The 19,904-nt window shown below is 72.6% G+C and carries 15 protein-coding genes; 6 read left to right on the top strand and 9 right to left on the bottom strand.

All coding sequences use genetic code 11. The features are described from left to right. Positions 1–62: 62 nt before the first annotated feature. Positions 63–1,043, bottom strand: a complete 981-nt coding sequence (locus E0H26_RS12765) for an LLM class F420-dependent oxidoreductase (RefSeq protein WP_131303994.1) — start codon at positions 1,041–1,043, stop codon at positions 63–65. Positions 1,044–1,189: 146 nt separating this feature from the next. Here E0H26_RS12765 and E0H26_RS12760 point away from each other — a divergent pair, with 146 nt between their 5' ends. Both E0H26_RS12760 and E0H26_RS12755 read left to right on the top strand, forming a co-directional pair. Continuing rightward, positions 1,190–2,395, top strand: coding sequence for a low temperature requirement protein A (locus E0H26_RS12760; RefSeq protein ID WP_131303824.1), 1,206 nt, complete (start codon positions 1,190–1,192; stop codon positions 2,393–2,395). Between the two features lie 48 nt (positions 2,396–2,443). Continuing rightward, complete coding sequence (locus E0H26_RS12755) at positions 2,444–3,307, top strand: DUF1028 domain-containing protein (protein WP_131303823.1); 864 nt, start codon at positions 2,444–2,446, stop codon at positions 3,305–3,307. A 78-nt stretch (positions 3,308–3,385) separates the two neighbouring features. Here the strand turns inward: E0H26_RS12755 and E0H26_RS12750 are convergent, their stop codons facing one another. Then, complete coding sequence (locus E0H26_RS12750) at positions 3,386–4,240, bottom strand: maleylpyruvate isomerase N-terminal domain-containing protein (protein WP_131303822.1); 855 nt, start codon at positions 4,238–4,240, stop codon at positions 3,386–3,388. A gap of 85 nt (positions 4,241–4,325) precedes the next feature. Continuing rightward, positions 4,326–5,213 carry a phosphatase PAP2 family protein gene (locus tag E0H26_RS12745; protein WP_131303821.1) on the bottom strand — a complete coding sequence of 296 codons (888 nt, stop codon included), beginning with the start codon at positions 5,211–5,213 and terminating at the stop codon, positions 4,326–4,328. A gap of 85 nt (positions 5,214–5,298) precedes the next feature. Between E0H26_RS12745 and E0H26_RS12740 the strand changes: the two genes are divergently transcribed. Beyond that, positions 5,299–5,970, top strand: coding sequence for a DUF3159 domain-containing protein (locus E0H26_RS12740; protein ID WP_131303820.1), 672 nt, complete (start codon positions 5,299–5,301; stop codon positions 5,968–5,970). 302 nt (positions 5,971–6,272) lie between these two features. Here E0H26_RS12740 and E0H26_RS12735 read toward each other — a convergent pair whose 3' ends face one another. Continuing rightward, on the bottom strand, positions 6,273–9,173 hold the full coding sequence (locus E0H26_RS12735; RefSeq protein WP_131303819.1) for a glycoside hydrolase family 48 protein: 2,901 nt from the start codon (positions 9,171–9,173) through the stop codon (positions 6,273–6,275). Positions 9,174–10,134: 961 nt separating this feature from the next. On the opposite strand from E0H26_RS12735, the gene E0H26_RS12730 reads away from it, so the two are divergent. Then, the gene (locus tag E0H26_RS12730) at positions 10,135–11,628 is read left to right on the top strand and encodes a GH1 family beta-glucosidase (protein WP_131303818.1); all 1,494 of its coding nucleotides are present in this window, start codon (positions 10,135–10,137) and stop codon (positions 11,626–11,628) included. 220 nt (positions 11,629–11,848) lie between these two features. Here the strand turns inward: E0H26_RS12730 and E0H26_RS12725 are convergent, their stop codons facing one another. Both E0H26_RS12725 and E0H26_RS12720 read right to left on the bottom strand, forming a co-directional pair. After that, positions 11,849–12,580: a hypothetical protein gene (locus tag E0H26_RS12725; protein ID WP_131303817.1), complete on the bottom strand. Its 732-nt coding sequence runs from the start codon at positions 12,578–12,580 to the stop codon at positions 11,849–11,851. Then, positions 12,577–13,080 (bottom strand): SigE family RNA polymerase sigma factor, encoded by a 504-nt coding sequence (locus E0H26_RS12720; protein WP_131303816.1) that lies wholly within the window; start codon positions 13,078–13,080, stop codon positions 12,577–12,579. Before E0H26_RS12720 ends, E0H26_RS12725 begins: the two co-directional genes overlap by 4 nt. A 142-nt stretch (positions 13,081–13,222) precedes the next feature. Here E0H26_RS12720 and E0H26_RS12715 point away from each other — a divergent pair, with 142 nt between their 5' ends. Together E0H26_RS12715 and E0H26_RS12710 are read left to right on the top strand one after the other, a co-directional pair. After that, a complete protein-coding gene (locus E0H26_RS12715) occupies positions 13,223–14,023 on the top strand; it encodes a DUF3152 domain-containing protein (protein WP_131303815.1) in 801 nt (266 codons plus the stop codon). 90 nt (positions 14,024–14,113) lie between these two features. Then, positions 14,114–15,343, top strand: coding sequence for an MFS transporter (locus tag E0H26_RS12710; protein ID WP_131303814.1), 1,230 nt, complete (start codon positions 14,114–14,116; stop codon positions 15,341–15,343). 57 nt (positions 15,344–15,400) lie between these two features. Here E0H26_RS12710 and E0H26_RS12705 read toward each other — a convergent pair whose 3' ends face one another. The 3 genes from E0H26_RS12705 to E0H26_RS12695 all read right to left on the bottom strand — a co-directional run bounded on the left by E0H26_RS12705 (position 15,401) and on the right by E0H26_RS12695 (position 19,843). Then, on the bottom strand, positions 15,401–15,823 hold the full coding sequence (locus E0H26_RS12705; protein ID WP_131303813.1) for a roadblock/LC7 domain-containing protein: 423 nt from the start codon (positions 15,821–15,823) through the stop codon (positions 15,401–15,403). Continuing rightward, positions 15,820–18,336, bottom strand: coding sequence for a sensor histidine kinase (locus E0H26_RS12700; protein WP_206025044.1), 2,517 nt, complete (start codon positions 18,334–18,336; stop codon positions 15,820–15,822). The genes E0H26_RS12705 and E0H26_RS12700 overlap by 4 nt, the downstream gene beginning before the upstream one ends. 121 nt (positions 18,337–18,457) lie before the next feature. After that, a complete protein-coding gene (locus E0H26_RS12695) occupies positions 18,458–19,843 on the bottom strand; it encodes an FGGY family carbohydrate kinase (RefSeq protein ID WP_131303811.1) in 1,386 nt (461 codons plus the stop codon). Positions 19,844–19,904 lie beyond the last annotated feature (61 nt).

Below are 19,904 nucleotides of genomic sequence, written 5' to 3'. Positions count from 1 at the left end.
ATGGCGGCGGTGACTGACCGGCACGGCGGTCCCGCCGTGACACCAACCCCGGTCGGTGCGGTTCAGGCCGGTGTCCGGGCGCGGGGCCCGAGCCGGGCGAGCATGGTGGCCAGGGCCGCCGGGTCCCCGGCAGCGAGTTCGGGAGTGGGCAGCAGGGCCAGCACCGGTACGTCCACCCCGGCCTCGGTGTACCGGTGGACCTGGGCCCGGCACTGCTCGGGCGAGCCGTGCACGATCAGCGCGTCCACGACCTCGTCGGGCACGGCGGCGAGGGCGGCCCGCCGGTCGCCGGCCGCCCATGCCTGCCACATCGCGGACAACGCCTCCTGACGGCCGAGCCAGCGGTGGAATTTCGCGTACGCGGGCACGGTCAGGTAGCTGGTGATCATCCGGCGGCCCAGGGTGCGGGCGTGCCGGGCGTCTTCGGTGGGGCAGACGAAGATCCGTGCGACCACCTCGAAGTGCGGGCGACGTTCGCCGAGTTCGGCCACCGCGCGGGGCACGTCGGTGGCGGCGAGCCAGTTGAGGATGACCCCGTCGGCTTCGGCGGCGGCCAGCCGCAGCATGCCCGGACGCAGCGCGGCCAGCAGCAGCGGCGGCGGTACGGCCGGCGGGCGTTGCAGGGTGAACCGGCGCACCGCGAACGTGTCGAAGGCACCGTCGACGGTCTCCCCGCGCAGCGCCGCACGCAGGAAACGCACCATGTCCCGGGTACGCCGCAACGGCGCGGTGAACTCCACCGCATTCCAGTCCGACACCAGCATCGGCGACGACGCGCCGATGCCGAGGCAGAACCGGCCGGGAGCGACGTCGGCGAGCGCGGCGGCGCTCATCGCCAGCAGGCCGGGGCCACGGTTGAACACCCCGGCGATGGCGGTACCGAGCCGTAGCCGTGGCTGCCAGGCGGCGGCCAACGCCAACGGGGTGAACGCGTCGGCACCGTTGACCTCGGAGGACCACACGTCGGTGAAGCCGGCCTCGGCGATGGCCGCGTACCCGGCGGCGTGGTCGGCCAGCGGGATACCGTCCAGCGGCACCGTCATCGCCCATCGCGTCGTCATCGATCGATGGTGCCCGCCGAGCGGCCCGCCGAGCAAGATCTTGTCGGTTTCCGGGTTACCCGCCACGAGGGCAGCCGGTGGTGTTACGACAACGGGATGGGCCGGACTGTTGATCGGGATCGCTGACCGTGGCGCGCGTCGCCGGTCGGCTGACGCCGGTCAGCCGGGACCCGGGGCGAGCGACGTTCCTGGAGTTGTTCTTCGATCTGATCTTCGTGTTCGCGCTCACCCGGATCTCCGCCCGGGCCTTCGAGGACCTCGCCCTGGAGCCCGGTGGCGCGACGGGGTGGACGCCGGTGACCGGGGGCGCCAAGACGCTGCTGTTGTTGCTCGCCCTGTGGGCGGTCTGGCAGGGCACCGCCTGGTCCACCAGCCGGTACGATCCGTACCACTCCGGGCTGCAAGTCATCGTGATCACCGCGCTGGTGTGCAGCATGGTGATGGGGGTGGCCATCCCCCGGGCGTTCACCGCCACCGGGTTGGCCTTCGCCGTGGCGTACGTGGTCGCTCAGCTCACCCGACCGCTGACCCTGCTCGCCGTCGGGACACCGGAGCGGCTCCTCAAAATCAGGACGGCGATCACCTACGCGGTCACCGGGGTGCTGTGGATCGTCGGCGCCCTGCTGCCGACCAACCCCCGGGTGGTGCTCTGGAGTTGCGCGCTGGGGGTCGAGTACGTCGCCGGCCGGTTCGGCTTTCCGATTCCTGGGCTGGGCCGCTCGATGGTGTCCCGCTGGGAGATCGCCGGCCGGCATCTGGCCGAGCGCTACCAGCAGTTCTTCCTCATCGCGCTCGGCGAGACGATCCTGGTGGCCGGCTTCTCCTACAGCGACAGCGGCTACGGCGCGGCCCGGACCGCCACCTTCGCGCTGGCCATGACGATCACGATCCTGCTGTGGCGGATCTACGTCCAGCGGGCCGGGCAGATTCTCGCCGAGGCGGTCGCCGAGGCCCGCCGGCCGGCCAGCATCGGCCGCTCGGCGGCGGACACCCATCTGGTCATGGTGATCGGGTTGGCCGCCATCGCGATCGGCTACGACCTGGCCATCCAGCATCCGATGGATCGCCCCGAGAACGCCTGGATCGCCATGATCGTCGGTGGGCCGGTGTTGTTCCTGATCGGCCGCGCCCGGTTCGAGTACGAGGTGTTCAACCGGGTCTCCCCGTCCCGGTGGATCGCCGCGCTGGTGCTGGCCGTCTCGGTGCCGGTGGTGGTCCACCGTCCGCCGCTCTGGTCGGAGGCCCTGGTCGCGGTCGTGCTGGGCGCGGTCGCGCTGGCCGACGCCCGCCGGGCCCGCAACGGCCCACCGGAGGCCCCGGCCCCGCCGTTCTGACCGCGCGGGACCGGCAACCGGGCCGCGACCAGCGCTAACCTTTCCCGCGTGACCTTCTCGCTCGTCGCCCGCTCCGCCGACGGCCGCCTGCACGGCGTCGCCGTGGCCAGCCGTTTCCTGGCCGCCGGCGCGCTCGTCCCGGCGGCCGAGGCCGACATCGGCGCGATCGCCACCCAGGCGCACGTGAACCTGGCCTACCGCCCGCAGGGACTGGCCCTGCTGGGTACCGGGGTGGCCGCCGCCGGGGTGGTCGCCGGACTGGTCGCCGCCGACCCGGAACGCGACCACCGGCAACTCGGTGTGGTGGCCGCCACCGGCCCCGGCGCCACGTACACCGGCGCGCACTGCCGCGACTGGGCCGGCGGGCAGGCCGGTGACGGCTGGGCCGCCCAGGGCAACATCCTGACCGGCCCGGAGGTCGTCGACGCGCTGCGCGACACCTGGCTGGCCGGCACCGATCTGCCCTTCGCGCAGCGGCTGCTCGCCGCACTGCGCGCCGGGCAGGAGGCCGGCGGCGACCGGCGTGGCCAGCAGAGCGCCGGGCTCGTCGTGGTCCGTCGCGGCGGCGGGTACGGCGGCACCGGCGACGTCATGATCGACCTGCGGGTCGACGACCATCCCGATCCGATCACCGAGCTCGACCGGCTGCTGGCCGTACACACCCTCATGTTCAGCCGTCCCGATCCGGCCACCCTGCTCGACCTGGCCGGTGCGGTGGCCGTCGAGGTGGCCGGGCTGCTCACCGCGCTCGGATATCCGGCCGACCCGGCCGAGCCCGAGGACGCGTTGGTCGCCTGGGCCGGTCTGGAGAACCTGGAGGAGCGGCTGGCGCCCGGCCGGATCGACCCGGTGGTGCTGGCCCACCTGCGCGCTGCCGTGCCCCACGTACCCGCACCTCGATCCGCCGCCTGACCGCCGCTCGCGGCGGGCCGGCAGGCGCCGGAGGCCGCTGCGGCACGCGGGCGGGACAGGCGTCGTCGATAGTGGTCGTCAGCGGCCGAAGGAGAGCAGTGGCAGGCCGACGCCGGAGAGGACCGCCTGCTCGGCCCGGCTACACCCGGCACGGCCGGTGACCTTGGCGATCAGGGTCAGCCGGTCCCAGCCCAGTTCCGCCGGCAGGCGACGCCCGCCGGTGAGCAGGTCGGCGATGACCCGGCTGGCGGTCGCGGTCAACCAGGGTGGCCGGTCCAGCGCCGCGGCCAGGTCCAGACCGTGCACCCCGACCTCCACCACCCGGGTACGCAGGAACTCCGGCACCGTCATCGCGTCGCCGTGCCGGGTGCGTACCACCCGCTCCGGTGGGTGTGCGTCGACCGCCGCGAGCGTGGCCCGCCAGGCCCGCTCGAAGTCCACGCCCGGCCCCGCCCCGCCGCCCGACCATGGGCGACCAGGACCACTCCGGCCCTGGCCCCAGCCTCGGCCCTCGACCCGGCCCCGGCCAGCCTCGACCTGGCCGGCGTCGATCCCGGATGTCTCGGCCCGGGCGGACTCCACCCGGGCCGCCTCGGCCTGAGCGGCGCCGATCCGGGCGGCGTCCACGTCAGGGGTGAACTTGGCGGCGCCGAAGTAGCCGGCGGCGTCGACCAGCGCGCCGGTCGGCGCGGGCGCGGCCAGCATGTCGACCAGCCGGCCGGCGCCGGTGCGTACGTGTGCCAGCAGTTCGGCCAGCGTCCACGGCGCGCAGCGGGTGGGCCGGTCCAGGTCAGCCGGATCGAGGGTGGCCAGCACTTCGGTCAGCCGTGCGCACTCGTCCCGGAAGGCCGCCCGGACGAGGTCCAGGTCCCCTACCCGCTCCCCCGACTCGGACAACTCGGCTGACTGCTCCGCGGACCGCTCACCGGACATCGACCGTCTCCGTCCCCCATCGCCGCCACGACCGCCCCAGTATTCATGATCGCGCTCAGGCGGGCGGGGCGACGAGGGCGTGGGGTCAGCCCTGGTGGCGGGGGACGATCCGGTGCACGGCGGACAGGACCAGCGCCATCACCACCCCCATCGTGCCGGCGATGCCGGCGGCACTGCCGGCGTACCCGACGAAGAGGGGCTGCCGGGACAGTTCGGCCGGCGCGGTGGCGCGCAGCCCGACCAGCCAGGTCAATGCCAGCGCGCAGGCCGCGATCGCCAGCAGCCCGCCGATGCCGAGCAGCAGTGCGCTGCCCCGGTGCGCGTCGGCCGAGGCCACCTGCGCCCGCTCCCGCTGGGTGATCAGCAGCAGCAGGCCGGCCAGGGCGGCCCACACCCCGACCACGAGGAACGCGGCCACCGCGTCGCTGGGTCGGTGCCAGCCGGCGGACAGGGTCGCCACCCCGGCGGCCGCCGCGTAGCCGGCGCCGACCAGGGCGGCGAAGGCCCGCCCCTTGGGCGGCAGTACGAGCACCAGCGCCACCGCCACCGAGGCGGCCACGGTGGTGTGACCGCTGGGCAGGCTGTTACCCACGTCGGCCCGCTCCGGGTCGATGCCGTAGTCCGGCCGCACCAGACCGTACTTGAGTACCTGGGTGCTGACGTTGGCCCCGGCGATCAGCAGGGTGGCCGCCACGGCGAGGGCCACCCGGCCCCGGATCAACGCGATGAACCCGATCATCACGGTGACCGCCAGCAGCGAGACCACGGACATCGCGTTGAGAATCCGGTTCACCGGATCCACGATGTGGTCGCGGCCGATCCGGTTGCCGGTCAGCGCCACCGTGTCGATCCACTGCCCGACGTCGGTGTAGAGGGCGAATCGCCAGACGACGATGAAGGCCACCGTCTGGACGAGGGCCAACACGACCAGCCAGACCGCAGTCCCACCCCTCGGCGTCACGCGCACCCGCACAACTTAGCGGCCCGCCTCTGCCAGTCGACCGGTGGCCCGCCGACCGCGTCGGGATAGGTTTGGGCACTGGTGAAGGAGGACGACGGTGACCGGTACGTCGGAGCGTGACACCCCGAGCGTGCAGCGACCGGAGTCGCTGGCCGACCTGCTCGGCGGGCGGCGGGGAGCGGTCGACGCGACCCTGCCGCCGGTCGCCTTCACGGCAGGCTGGCTGCTGGCCGACCGGTCGATCACGGCCGGCGTACTGGCCGCCCTGGCCGTCGGCGCCGCGGTGGCCGGATGGCGACTGCGTCGTGGGGACCGGCCCCGGTCGGTGCTGCTCGGGCTGCTCGCCGTCTGCGTGGCCGCAATCGTGGTGGCCCGCACCGGACGGGCCGAGGACTTCTTCCTGGTGCAGTTGCTCGCCAACGCGGCCAGCGCCCTGGTCTGGGTGGTCAGCATCGTGGTGCGGTGGCCGCTGCTCGGGGTGGTGGTCGGCGCGGCCCTCGGGCAACGGAGTCGGTGGCGGCGGGACCCGGCGCTGCTGCGGGCCTACGCCCGGGGCAGTTGGGTGTGGACGGCCACCTACGCGGTGCGGGTGGCGGTGTTCGTGCCGCTGTACCTGGGCGGTCAGGTGCTCGCCCTGACCGCGGCCCGGGTCGGGCTCACCTGGCCGCTGGTGGCCACGGCGTTGGCGGTCAGTTGGGCGGTGGTGCGCCGGTCGCTGCCGGCCGGGCATCCGGGGCTGCGGCATCCGGACACGGGGCCGCAGGCATAGCCACCGGGCTTCAGACATAAAGGGAGAGGCCGCCACGGGGGGAGCGGCCTCTCCGGTGATGTACGTTACTCCGTCCCCGGCGGTGTTGTGATCCCGGGGCGGCCACTTTTTTTCGCGATCTGCGTGGTGTGGCCCATCGGATAGTCGGCGGTGGGGTGGGCCGGCTGCTCCGCTGCGTCGGCCAGAGGGCCGACCCACCCCGGCCTGACCGTGGGAGTCAGGCCGCCGGCCGGACCTGCCTCTTACCCCCGAGGTCCGGCCGAAGCCTCCGGGTGGGTCACCGCCCACCCGGAGGGCGTCGTTCAGCCGTTGGGGAACAGCTTTCCGTAGTCGGCGTACGCCATCGCGACGTCCGCCTGGGCCCAGAACCGGTGGTAGCGGAACTCCGGCTCCGGCCCGCCGTCGAGGTACGCCTGGACCTTCGGCCACGCCGGGTCGTTCTTGTAGAACGACCGGATGTCGACGAAGCTCTTGCCCGGGGCGACCACGTCACCGTTGGGCATCCGGCCGGTCCAGCCCTGCGGGATGTACAGGCCCTGCCCGGTGGAGGCGTCGTAGACGTCGTCGAAGCGCCGGTAGTCGCCACGCTTCTCCACCGTCGACACACCCTGGGCGTCGCTGGCCGCGTGCAGCGCGTCCAGCAGCCCCTTGGCGGTGTTCTTCGCCGCGGTGTTGCCCGACTTGGCCGCGTACGCGATGAGCGTACGGGCGTAGGCCGCGGCGACACCGACGTCCTGACCCTTGACCGTCACCTCGACGTGCAGGTTGTTGTTCGGCTGCGGGTTGCTCGGGTTCCAGTTGGCGGGCTGGCCCGTCCACTTCATGTCCGACGGGATGGACCAGTTGGTGCCCAGCGTCGTGTTGGCGATCGCCCACGGCACCCACTTGTCCAGCAGCGCCTTGGCCCGGGTGTTGCCCGAGACCAGGTACAGCTCGGCGATGCGCTGCATCGACCAGGCCTGCATGCCGAACCACTGGTTCGACGGCGGGTCGTTGTAGACCGGGTCCTCGTCGTAGAACATGCCGTAGAAGGTGGCGGTGCCGGCCGGCGGAGTGCCGTAGTGCCCGCCCCAGCTGTTCGTCGCGCCACCGGCGATGCCGCCCTCGGCCGACTGCAACCAGGTGTAGAGCTCCAACTGCCGGTTGAGGCTGTTGGTCCAGTCCGCCGCCGCCGTCGCCGAGCGCGGCTTGAGCTCGTCGACGTTGGTCAGCGCCCAGGCCGCGAACGGGTTCTGGTAGCCGAAGTGGCTGTGGCTGGAGCCGATCCGCCAGGACCAGTTCTGGCTGGCGTCGTACGCGCCGCCCCAGGCGTAGTACCAGGACAGCAGGTAGTGCGCGGACTCGCGGTTGTTGCCGGCCGGGCAGGCGCTGGCCCCGACGCAGTTGCCGATCCGCTTGAAGTACTTGTCGAACAGGGCGTACCGCAGGTAGTCACCCATCCGCGCGGCCTTGGTCACGGTGGCCGCCACATCGGCCGCCTTGCCCTGCTCCTTGGCCCAGGTCAGCGCCCAGTACGCGGCCTGCACGGCGCGGGCGTCGGCGTCCGGGGCGTTGGTGTACTTCCACTGCCGGGCCGGGGCGCCGGACTCCTTGATGAACAGGTCCAGGTAGCCGTACTGGCCGCCGTGGCGGAAGGTGTCGCAGGACGGGTGCGGCACGGTTTCCCACACCGACTCCTGGGTGCCCCGCTGGAAGGTGTTGATGTACGCGGGGCGGGTGGTGCCGTCGCCGCAGCGGCCGTAGCCGTAGACGTTGTCCACGTCCAGCAGCCAGTGCATGCCGTAGATGTTGCCGGTGCCGTAGGTCTGCTGGAGTTCCGCGCGCAGCGGGTCGCGGCCGACGGGCACGTTGGAGTCCAACTGCGACGGGTACTGGTTGGGCAGGTCGTTCTCGGCCGCGTAGCTGGCGTCGCCGGGGCTGCCGGCGGTCGGCTGGTCGGCCGTGGACGGGATGATGTAGCGCTCCATCACCGTCCAGGCGTTGTTGAACGGCGTCCAGTTCTGGGTGACCCGGCCGTAGTACGCCTCCAGCCACAGCCAGAAGCTGAACGCCTCGGAGGTGGTCTGGTGGCCGTGGTCGGGCGCCTCGACGATGAGCGTCTCGATCGAGTGGTACGGCACGCCCTCGGGGCTGAAGTACCCCGAGTTCTTGATCTTGCCGTACTGGGTGAGGAAGCGCTGGACGTACTCGCCGTCGCCACCGGGCACGTCGTTGTCGATCTCGGTGACGGTGACGGTGGCCGGCGTGTAGCCCGAGGCCGAGGCGGTGACGGTGGCGGTACCACCGACGGTGTCGGCGTCCTCGGCGGCCCGGACGGTCACGTCGACCCCGGTGTTCCAGTTGCTCGGGGTCAGCGTCACCGAGGTCGGCGTGACGGTGATGTCGGTGTCGCCGGTACGGGCCAGGGTCGCCGCGACGTTGGCGGTGGGCGCCCGGTTCAGCTTGAGGTTGAACGTCGAGCTGCCGCCCTCTGCCACGCTCAGCGCGGTCGGGGTGGCCACCAGGGCCGGCGAGGTGGCGGCGGTGACGGTGAACGCCCGCTCGGCGATCGCCGACAGGCCGCTGTTGTCGAACGCCCGGGCCTGCACGGTGTAGTCACCGGCCGGCAGGTTCTCCAGGGTGTACGCGTACGGCGCGGTGGTGTCGGTGTTGACCAGCAGGCCGTTGCGGTAGAACTCGACGCGGGCGATGGTGCCGTCCGGGTCGCTCGCGGTGGCGGTCAGCGGCACGGTCGCCGGGGCCACGAACGGGCCGGCGGGGATCGACAGGCTCACCGTCGGGGGTTGCTGGGCCGTGCCACCGCAGGTGACCCCGTTGACCGAGAACGAGGTCGGCTTCGGGTTGCTGCCGGTGTAGGAGCCGTTGAAGCCGATGGTGGTGCTGGCGCCGGTGGCGAGGTTGCCGTTGTACGACTCGTTGACGGCGGTGACCTGGTTGCCGCTCTGGCTCCACCGGGCCGACCAGCCCTGGGTGACGCGCTGGTTGCCGGGGAAGGCGAACCGCAACGTCCAGCCGTTGATCGGATCGCCGATGTTTCTGATGGTGACGTTGGCGGTGAAGCCGTTGCTCCAGTCGTTGGTCGTGTAGACCACATCGCAGGCCGGCGCGGCCTGTGCGGCGCCGGCGGGTACGGTCACCCCGCCGATCGCCAGCGCCGCGGCGGCGAGCCACGCCAGGCGGCGACGTCTTGCCAGATTTCTCATCTGCGCGGTGTCTCCTCGAACCGGGCCGGGGACGGTGCCGCCCCGGCGGGACGCCTCGCCCACGACAGGGACGCGAGACGTCAGTGGATGGTGGTGAACCGGCCGATCGGCCGGAAACGCAGCAGGTCGCCGTCGGGTACGGCGCCACACCCACTGCACTCAGGGTGCCGTACCGGACGCACCGGAAGCCCTCGGCGACCCCGCGCTCACGCATACCTGGCTCCACGCGGTCGATCGACAGTGTGCCATGGAAGCGCTCCCAGCACCAGGGATCCCACTTCCGGAACCAGCCGGTTGTTTCGATCTCGTTTTGGGGCTTTCACAAAGCCGTGACGGGCGTTACAGTCGCAACAACGTCGATGGGAGCGCTTCCATCGACAAGGTTCCAAGCAATGGATTACCTGGCGCTGTGCCCACAGCACCGGGTACGAAGACCGCAGGCCGACGGCGGGCCAGCCCGGACACCGCCGTCAGCCGTCGCCCCACGACAGTGAGGGGAGGTGGATCCTCAAGCCACTCGCGTGGCCCGGCTCCCGCGCGACACGCACGACTGGGACGCCAATCCGCACGTGCGTGTACCGCAACACGGTGGGGACGGGGGTTGCCCTCCCCCGTCCCCACACTAAACCCCCGTTCACGATGGGAAAAGAGGCCGACGGGTCAGACGCGCATCACCCGCGCGCCCCGCACGGCAGTAGCCCCGCCCGCCGACCGTGCGCTGCCCCGCCGACCACCCCGGGAGCACGCCGCCGGTCCGCCCGCGGAACTCGGCGTACCCGGTCCCGCCACACCCGCTGCCCGACCGGCCGACGCCAACCCCCCATTCACCCTTGCCACCCCCGCCGCCACGACCGTTCGTGATCTGCGACGATCGGGCCCCGGCGGCGGCCGCCCACCCTCTACGCTGTATTGGGAGCGCTCCCGAGGCTCCGGGCGGCCACCCCATCCACAAGGAGAACCCATGTCGATGCTCACCAGGCGACACCTGCTGCGCCGCGCGGCGCTGTCGGCCACCGCCGCAACCCCGGCCGGCGCCGTCCTGGGCACGGCCGCCACCGCGGCTGCCGCCACCGCCCTCACCGGCTGTCAGCCCGGTGACCCCGCAGCACCGAGCGACCCGTCGGCCAGCGCTGCCGCCCGGTTGCAGTTCCCCACGAACTTCGGCTGGGGCGCGGCCACCTCGGCCTACCAGATCGAAGGCGCCGCCAAGGAGGACGGCCGGGGCGAATCGGTCTGGGACACCTTCAGCCGGGCACCGGGACGTACCCGCAACGGCGACACCGGTGACGTCGCCGCCGACCACTACCACCGCTACGCCGAAGACCTCGATCTGATGCGCGACCTGGGGCTGCGCAGCTACCGGTTCTCCATCTCCTGGCCGCGCATCCAGCCCGACGGCACCGGCGCCGCCAACCAACGTGGCCTCGACTTCTACCGCCGCCTCGTCGACGGCCTGCACGAACGCGGCATCGCCCCGATGGCCACCCTGTTCCACTGGGACCTGCCGCAGACCCTGCAGGACGCCGGCGGCTGGGAGTCCCGCGAGGTCGCCCACCGCTTCGCCGACTACGCCGCCACCCTCTTCGACGCGCTCGGCGACCGGGTACCGGTCTGGCTCACCATCAACGAGCCCAAGACCGTCGTACAGAACGGCTACCTCCAGGGCCACCACGCCCCCGGCCGGCGGGACCCGGACGCCGCGTACCTGGTCGCCCACCACCTGCAACTCGCCCACGGCCTCGCGGTCCAGGCACTGCGCGCCGACGGCGCCAACGGCCGCATCGGCCCGGCCTTCAACCTGCACCCCTGCTACCCGGCCGACGACTCCCCCGGCGCCGCCGAGGCCACCCGGCTGTACGACGGCTACGAAAACCGGCTCTACCTCGACTCGGCCCTCAAGGGCAGCTACCCGGAGGACGTCCTGGCCGACCTCGGGCCGGACAGCCGGATGGTCCGTGGCATCCGCGACGGCGACCTGGACATCATCTCCTCCCCCATCGACCTGCTCGCGGTGCAGTACTACACCCCGATCTACGTCACCGCCACCGGCGGCACCGTACGCCGCTGGCCCACCTCGGAGGCGACGTGGCAGCAGATCTACCCGGACGGGATGTACGACATCCTGACCCGGGTCACCCGCGACTACGGGCCGATCCCGCTCACCGTCACCGAGAACGGCCTGCCCACGCCCGACGTCCTGGCCGCCGACGGCACCGTCGAGGACACCGGCCGGGTCACCTTCCTGCGCGACCACCTCGCCGCCGCCCACCGCGCCATCACCGACGGGGTGCCGCTGGAGAGCTTCCACGTCTGGTCGCTGCTCGACAACTTCGAGTGGGCCGAGGGCTACGACCAGCGCTGGGGACTCATCTACATCGACTACCCCACCCAACGCCGGGTGTTCAAGCGCAGCGCCCACTGGTACCGCCAGGTCATCGCCGACAACGCCCTTTGAGGAAAGGCCCGGCCGGGCCCGCGCGGGGAGGCGCGGAAAGCCCAGGAGTTGACTGCCGGGCCGACGGCCGGTGGCGCGCGGGACGCGCCACACTCGGGCCCGGGGTGCCCACACCCCCGGGCCCGAGAACGGTCGACACTCGCACCATCGGCCAGTCTCCACGCCATGGCGTGGCAGACCCGACCGGCGCACCGTGCGCAGCGCCGCACCGGAATCGACATCAGAGCTGCCGGTCCTGCGCGTCCCAGGCGAGGATGCCGTCCAGGCGCTGTCCGGGGGGCAGCGACTTCGGGTGGAACCAGAAGATCACCACGTCGGAGTCCTCGCTCCAGCGGGACAGCTGCGCCGCGACGGGACGCTTGCCGACGCTGCCGACGATTCGCGCGGCCGGTCCCACGAAGTATCCGAACGTGGGCACGGGGTCGGCGGGCACCACCACGGCCGACGGTTCGTACCCGATCTGGTGGAAGCCGGGCCGACGGTCACTGCCCTCGAAGTCGTTGAGCAGGAAGTCCGCGGTCAGCCTGCCATCCGGGGAACGCCGGCCGGCGACCAACCCGATCGTCACCCCGGCTGCCCGGGGCACCTCCACCGGGACGAAATAGAAGACCCGCTCGTCGCCGCCGTACCAGATCCCGGTCCCCAGGACCTCGCCGAGCGCCGGCTTCTCCGGCGGCCCCGTGGGGTCGACGGTGGACCCCGCCCCCGGCGTGGTGGCCGTCGCGGTGACCACCGGCGGGACACCCGGCTCGACCGGGCCGGGTTGCCGGAGCACGACCAGGACGCCGACCGCCGCCACCGCGACCGACAGCATCACCCCGGCACCCGCCACGGCCCGTCGCCGATAGCGCAGCCGTCGCCCCTCCCGCATGATCGCCTCGACGTCGAACTGGCCCCAGCCCTCCGGTTCGGTGGCCCGGATGGCCGCGCGCAGGCGGTCCGTCTCGTTCATCGCTGCCCTCCCGGCGTACTCGGCAGCTCGACCAGGGTCTGACGCAGCTTGCCCAACGCGCGGGAGCTGGTGCTCTTCACCGTGCCCACGGAGACCTCCAGTTCGCGGGCCACCTGTAGTTCCGGAAGGTCGAACAGGTAGCGCAGCACGACGATCGCCCGCTCCCGAGCGGTCAGGGTGCCGAGCGCGATCTGCAGCCAGCGCCGGGCGGTCACCTCGTCCGCGACGTCGTCTCGATGCCGGTGCGGAATCTCGTCCGTGGGGTACTCCCGAATCGGGCGCCGCCAGTTGTCCACAATGTAATTGACCATTACCCGCCTGGTGTACGCGTAGGGATCGTCGCGTCGCACCCGCGACCACGAGGCGTAGGTACGTGCCAGTGCGGTCTGCGTGGCGTCCTCCGCCTGGTGGTGATCACCGGTCATCAGGTACGCGGCGTGCGCCAGCCGCCCGGACGCCGCGTGGACGAACTCGACGAACTCGGCGTCACCCCTGGCCATCGCCACCTCTCACCTGCCTCACGAGCTATCTGGACGAGTGGGACCCCGCAAAGGTTGAGCCGTCGACGGATCAACTTTGCACCGCCGCCGGTCGTCCTTCTCCCGCCTGCCCCGACCAGGGGTGGGCGGAAGAAGGAGAACCATGACCTCACCCACCCCTCGGGTATCCGCCGGCCGCACCCCGCTCCGGCTGGTGGCCGTACCGCTGGTCACCGTACTGCTGGCCGGCTGCGCGCCGGCCGCACCCACCGTGCCGGCCGCACCCGTCGTGCCGGCGCCACCGACCGCCGGGCCGACGCTGGCCGTCGAACCTGTCGCGTCACCGCCACCCATCAGTTACCCGGCCGAAGGCGGCAACCGGTGGCACATCGCCGACGGCGAGCCGGCATCCGGGTCGGGATCGGGTCGGTTGCTGCGCTACCGGGTGGCCATCGAGCGCGACATCGACGGCATCCCACCGACCGACTTCGCCGCCGAGGTCACCGAGATCCTCTCCGATCCGCAGGGCTGGACCGCGGGCGGGCAGTGGCGCCTGCGCCGGGTCGGCGCCGGGCAGCGCCACGACTTCACCATCTACCTGGCCACCCCCCGCACCCGTGACCTGCTGTGCCAGGACACCCCCGACGGCTACACCTCCTGCCGCAACGGCGACCGGGTGGTCCTCAACGTCGCCCGCTGGGTCAAGGGAGCACCCGCCTTCGGCACCGACCTCGCCCACTACCGTCAGTACCTGGTCAACCATGAGGTCGGTCACCGCCTCGGCATGGGTCACGAACTGTGTCCGGGGCGCGGACGGCCGGCACCGGTGATGCAGCAGCAGACCCTCGGACTGCACGGCTGCACCGCCAACGGCCTGCCGTACCTGAACGGCCGCCGCCACTCGGGGCGGCCCGGCGTCTACGACGACCCGATCCCACCCCCCGACCAGGGCCTGGGGAGCTGACCCGGCCCGGGCCCGGCGGCGGTCCGGGCCACCCGGCGGGATCGACCCCGAGCGTCGCCCACACCACGCGCGGCGCTCTAGGCTCCCGGCATGAACCAGAATCCCCGATCGCTGGGCCGACCGTTCTGGACGTTCTGGAGCGCCGCCGCGCTGGCCAATCTCGGTGACGGCATCCGGGTGGCCGCGTTCCCCCTGCTGGCCGCGGCACTCACCGACAACCCGCTGGCGGTCGCCGCCGTGGCCGCCGCCCAGTTCCTACCCTGGCTCGTCTCCGGCCTGCTCGCCGGCGCCCTCGCCGACCGCCGTGGCGCCCGGAGCCTGCTCACCGCCGCCGACACCGGCCGGGTCGTCGTGCTCGGCGCCCTCGCCGCCGCCGTCGCCCTGGGATGGGCCAGCATCGCCCTGGTGGTGGCCGCCGCGTTCCTGCTCGGCGTCGGCGAAACCATCCGCGACACCGCCGCCCAGACCGCCGTACCCCGACTCGTTCCGGACGCCCAGCTGGAGAAGGCCAACGGCCGGCTGGTCGCCGGTGAGATCGTCGGCAACGAGTTCGTCGGACCACCGGTGGGCGCGCTGCTGTTCGTCGTCGGCGCCGCCATCCCGTTCGCCGTCAACGGCGCCGCCCTCGCCCTCGCCGTGATGCTGGTGCTCTCCCTGCCACTGACCCTGGCCCACCGGCCCCGCATCGCCGACGACCCGCCCGCCGGTGCGGGCGACGGCATCCTCGCCGGCCTGCGTTGGCTGGTACGCCAACCGATGCTGCGCACCCTGGTACTGGTCACCGCCGCCGTGGCCGCCGCCGACACCGCCTGGTTCGCGATCTTCGTGCTCTACGCCCGGGACGCCCTCGACCTCGGCGCGTTCGGCTTCGGTCTGCTGCTGGCCACCGGCGCGGCCGGCGGCCTGCTCGGCTCGTTCACCGCCGACCGGTTGATCGGCCGGTTCCGCCACCGCACCGTCCTCACCTGGTCGATGGCCGTCACCGCTGGCGTACCGGTGCTGTTGGCCGTCGTGGCCGACCGGGCGGTGGCCGTGGTCGTGGTGGTCGCCACCAGCGCGGCGTTCGCCGTGCTCAACGTCGCCGCCCTGTCGGTACGGCAACGCCTGGTGCCGGGTGGGCTGCTGGGTCGGGTCATCGCCGCGTCCCGGCTGGTCACCTACAGCTGCACCGCACTGGGTGCGCTGGCCGGCGGGGCGCTGGCCGCGCACGTCGGCCTGGGGGCACCGTTCGTGTTCAGCGGCGCCGTCGCCGTGGCCGCCACGGCGGCCTGGTGGCTCGCCTCCCGACCCGCCGCTCCGGGCGCCCTGAGCCTGGGCTGACCGAGATGTTAACAGGGGGCCCCGCTACTACCGCAGGCGTTAGCAGGGGGCCCTTCCTTACCGGGGTAGGGCCTGCTGCAACTCGGCGCGCAGCGCCGGGGTGAGCATCTCCCCCGCCTGCTTGGCCAGCCGGGCCATCTCGTAACCCACCACACCGATGTCGGCGTCCGCCGCCGCCAGGGTGGCCAGGATCGAACCGTCGCGTACCTGCATCACCAGGAAGTAGCCACGGCCCATCTCCACCACGGTCTGCTTGACCACGTCGCCGTCGAACATCTGCGCCGCACCGGCGGTGATGCTCATCAGACCCGAGGTCACCGCGGCCAGCTTGTCGGCGTGGTCCCGCGGCAGGTTGGCCGAGATGGCGACCAACAGTCCGTCGGAGGAGACCACCACGGCGTGGGCCACTCCCGGCACCCGCTCCGCGAACGCGCTGACCAGCCAGCTCAGGTCTCGCGCCTCCTGTGACAACGTGGTCACCTTCGTCCCCCTTCACTCCATACCCCGGGCGGCGACACGGGTATTTCTCTGGTCTCCTCGGCCTCGGCCCGCCGCACACCGCTGTACAGCCTCGACAGCATGCCGCCGACCGCCTCCGGGTCCGGGTCGTGCCGGGCCGGTTGTTGCTGTTCCGGACGCGCCGACTGAGTCACCGCGCTCAGCTGCGCCATCGGTACGCGTACCGGCAGTCCCCGCTCGTTGGTACCCGCCGTCACCGGCACCGCCGGTGGTGCCGGCATCCCGGCGCCGGTCGTCGAAACCGCCGACGTCGGCCCCTCCCGCGACCACCAGCCGCCGCCCGGGTCGGCCGGCGTGCCCGCCGGGGCGAGGACGTCTTCGGCGCGTACCGGCACCGGCTGGGCCTGCCGGGGCACCGTGGTCGGCCGGCGACCGGCCACCGGCAGGTCCACCGGCCCGGGATCGACCGGCCGGTCCGGCCGGGCCACCGAGCCCGGCAACACCCGCGGCGACGGCGGCGGATCCAGGCTCGGCGGCGGCGCCACCGCCAGCAGCGAGCCGGGCAGCCGGACCCGGGCCACCAGCCCACCGGCGCCGCCGTGCAACCGCACCTCGATGCCGTGCCGGGCGGCCAGGTGGCTGACCACGAACAGACCCATCCGCTCGACCGTCGCCACGTCCGCCGCCGGCGGCTTGGCCAGTACGGCATTGGCCTCGGCCAGCGCCGTCGGACTCATGCCCAGGCCCTGGTCGGCGACCTCGATCGTCGCGCCGGACCCGTCCGCGCGGGCCATCACCTGCACGATCGTGTCGGGGCGCGAGAACGCGGTGGCGTTCTCCAACAGTTCGGCGAGCAGGTGCACCAACTCGCCGACGGCGTGCCCCACGAGATACAGGTCGGCCACCGCCTCGTGCCGCACCCGCTGGTACTGCTCGATCTCGGCGCTCGCCGCCAGCAGCACCGCGCCCAGCCCGATCGGTCGGTTCCACCGGCGCGTCGACTCGGTACCGGCGAGCACCAGCAGGCTCTCGTCGTTACGGCGCATCCGGGCGGCGAGGTGATCCAGCTTGAACAGGTTCTCCAACTGGTCCGGGTCGCTCTCCTCGCGTTCCAGGTCGTCGAGCAGCTCCAGCTGCCGCTCGACCAGCACCTGGCTACGACGGGCGAGGTTGACGAACATCGCGTTGACGTTGCGCCGCATGTTCGCCTGCTCGACGGCCACCCCGACCGCGCTGCGGTGCACCGCGACGAACGCCTCGGCCAGCTCACCGATCTCGTCGAGCGACCGCACCACCGCCGGGGAAACGTCGATGTGCGGCACGCCGCCGGACACCGATCGCAGCCGGGCCAACGCCTCGGGCAGTTCGATCTGAGCGATCCGCAACGCCTGCGAGCGCAGCAGGCGGATCGACCGGGCCAGTGAACGACCGATCAGCACCGAGATCAGTACCGCCACCAGCAGCACTGTGATGATCACACCGACGACCAGCAGCGTCTCGCGCAGCTGGGTCTCACTGGCCTCGTCCGCCTCGCCGGCCGAGTCCGCCAACACCTCGGTCTCGAACACCCGCAGCAGCTCGTGCCGGGCCTCGCTGGCCGTCCACCAGTCCTCGGCCGGCAGCACCGTCAGCGCCGTCGGGTTCTGGGTCAGCGCCCGCTCCTCCATCCGAGCCGCCTCGATAAAGGTCGGGTCCTGGCTCATCTGGTCGTAGCGGGCCACCTGGGCGCGGGTCGCGGCGATGCGGAAGGTGCCCAGTGCGGTCAGTTGCCGGGACCGCAGGTCGTTCAGCTGCGCCCGGTCCTCGTCGGCGTACTCGCGGGTGCGGGCCGCCGTGTACAGCTCCGCGCGGACCCGGGAGGAGAGTTCCTTGGCGCGGGCGAACTGCACGTAACGCAGCACCGCGTCGGACAGCTCCGGCCGGTCCGCGCCGGGCGACGGCTGGGCGAGCAGGGTCAGCAACGCGTCGACGGCGCGATGGTAGTTACCCAGGATGGTGTCGTTGCTCAACACCACGGTCGCCATCACGTTACGCATGTAGTCGACCTGCTGGTACGCCTGGAAGGCCACCGAGAAGGTGTCCTCCCAGGAGGCGTTCTCCTCGGCCAACGGCTCGGCCGCGCGCCGCAACGCCTGCGCCGCCTCGTCGGAGGCGTCGCGGTAGGGCTGGAGCGTGGCGAGCACCTTCGCGCTGGCGGCCTCGTTGCGGGCGGCCCGCAACGAGAACAGTTCGCCGGCCGTACGGTCGCGTTCCTGCTGCAACCGGTGCACCAGCTGGGCGACCTCCTGCCCGATGCCCACCTGCGCGGCGAAGTCGGCCAGGATGGTGGCCCGGCCGACCAGGCTCTGGGTCTGCACTCCGGCCAACACCAGGAAGGCGACCGACGGGATCACCAGCACCGTGGCGAGCTTGGTGCGCATCCGCCAGTCCTGGAGGCGAAGCGGCGAACGGCGCCGGTGGGGCACCACCCGGACATCGAACCGACGCCGGCGATGCTGCGACACCGTCGGGGCCGGGTCCGGTCCTGTTGCCACGAGTTCCTCCTCCCACGCGTCCGCCGCGACCCGGGGAGCGCCGTCCATCCAACCAGGCCCCGGAGCACTGTCAACGCCCTGGCCTTACGGATGGTTCAGCGAGGGCACTGCCGGCGTCACCCTATGCCGTGGCCGCCGATGATTGATCATCCGTCTGGCTGATGTCGGCCAACGCCACGGCGTCGCCGATTCGGCCACAGGCCACCAGCGCCGCACCGGTCGCCCCGATCTCCGGATGTCGACCGAAGCGCACCGGCCGGGGTGCCAGCACCGTCGCGAAGGCGCCGCGCCACCATGGTGAGGCCGCCATCGCGCCGCCGCCGAGAACCACCTCGACCGGCGAGGAGACGGTCGACTCCAGCGCCGCCAGGTCACCGACGACCTGCTCGCACACCCCGTACATCAGTCCGGCCAGCAACTGCACGGCGGTGGTGCCGAAGCTCAACCCGCGCAGCTCACCCGAGCCGGCACGGCGGTCTCCGGGCGGCCGGTCGCCACCGAAACCGATGTTCGCCGGTCGCCCGCCATCGGGCGGCAGCCGCCGCAGCGCCGCCTCCAACGCCGGGCCGGCCGGTAGCCGCAGTTCCCGGTCGGCCCAGGCGAACAGGTTCCCACCGGAGGAGTACGCCGCCCCGGTGACCACGTGGTCATGGTCGACGCGGTACCGCCACAGCTGCGCCGGCAGCGGCGCCAGCGGCGCGTACGCGGGCATCCGCTGGAGCAGCCGCACCGCCGAGGAGGTACCCACGGTCACCGCCGCCCGGGTCTGGTCGACGCAGCCGGAGCCGACGTTGGAGGCGGCGCCGTCACCGAGCGGCGCCGCCCACCGCACCCGGGCCAGGGTCGGCCACCGCCGGGCGTACGCCGGACGCAGCCGTCCCCGCCAGTCCGCCGGTGCCAGTTCGGGCAGCTCATCGCCCTCGATACCGGCCAACGCGCACGCCTCGGCGTCCCAGTCGAGGGTGCGCAGGTCCAGCAGCCCGGTACCGGACGCCTGGGACATCGACATCGGCGCGTCGTCGAGCAGTTGACTCAGCGCGTACTCCACCAGGCCGGTGAACCGGGCCACCGGACTACCACTGTGGGCGCGCAGCCAGGGCAGCCGCACCGACCAGTAGCAGCGGTGCCACCACGTGCCGGTGCGCTGGTGGAAGGCGTCCGGGTCGGCCGGCCCGGCCTGCGCGGGCAGCGGCTCGGGCCGGGTGTCCAGCCAGGTGAGCACCGGACCGAGCGGCTCACCGTCGGCACCGAGCGGCAGCACCGAGTGCCACTGCGCGCTGATCGCCACCAGCTCCACCTCGCGCAGCCAGCCCTGCTCGCTCAGCTCGTCCAGACACTCGATGAGGCAGGCCAGGTAGCCACGGCCGTCCAGGGTGCCGGTGCCGTCGTCGTCGACGGTCAGTTCCACCCGGCGCCGGGCCAACGCGCCCGGCACCGCCTGGATGTCGCTGTCCAGCACGAGCCCACGCACGGAGGAGGTGCCCAGGTCCAGCGCGAGAATGTTCATCGCGGGTCAACGTACCCGGTGGGCCGGGGCCGACAACCTCACCGCGCGCCCGGGTACGCCG

Source organism: Micromonospora zingiberis, assembly GCF_004331455.1.
GTDB classification, from domain to species: domain Bacteria; phylum Actinomycetota; class Actinomycetes; order Mycobacteriales; family Micromonosporaceae; genus Micromonospora; species Micromonospora zingiberis.
Note: the sequence above shows the minus strand (reverse complement) of the source record. Positions and strands in the feature narration are given on the sequence as shown.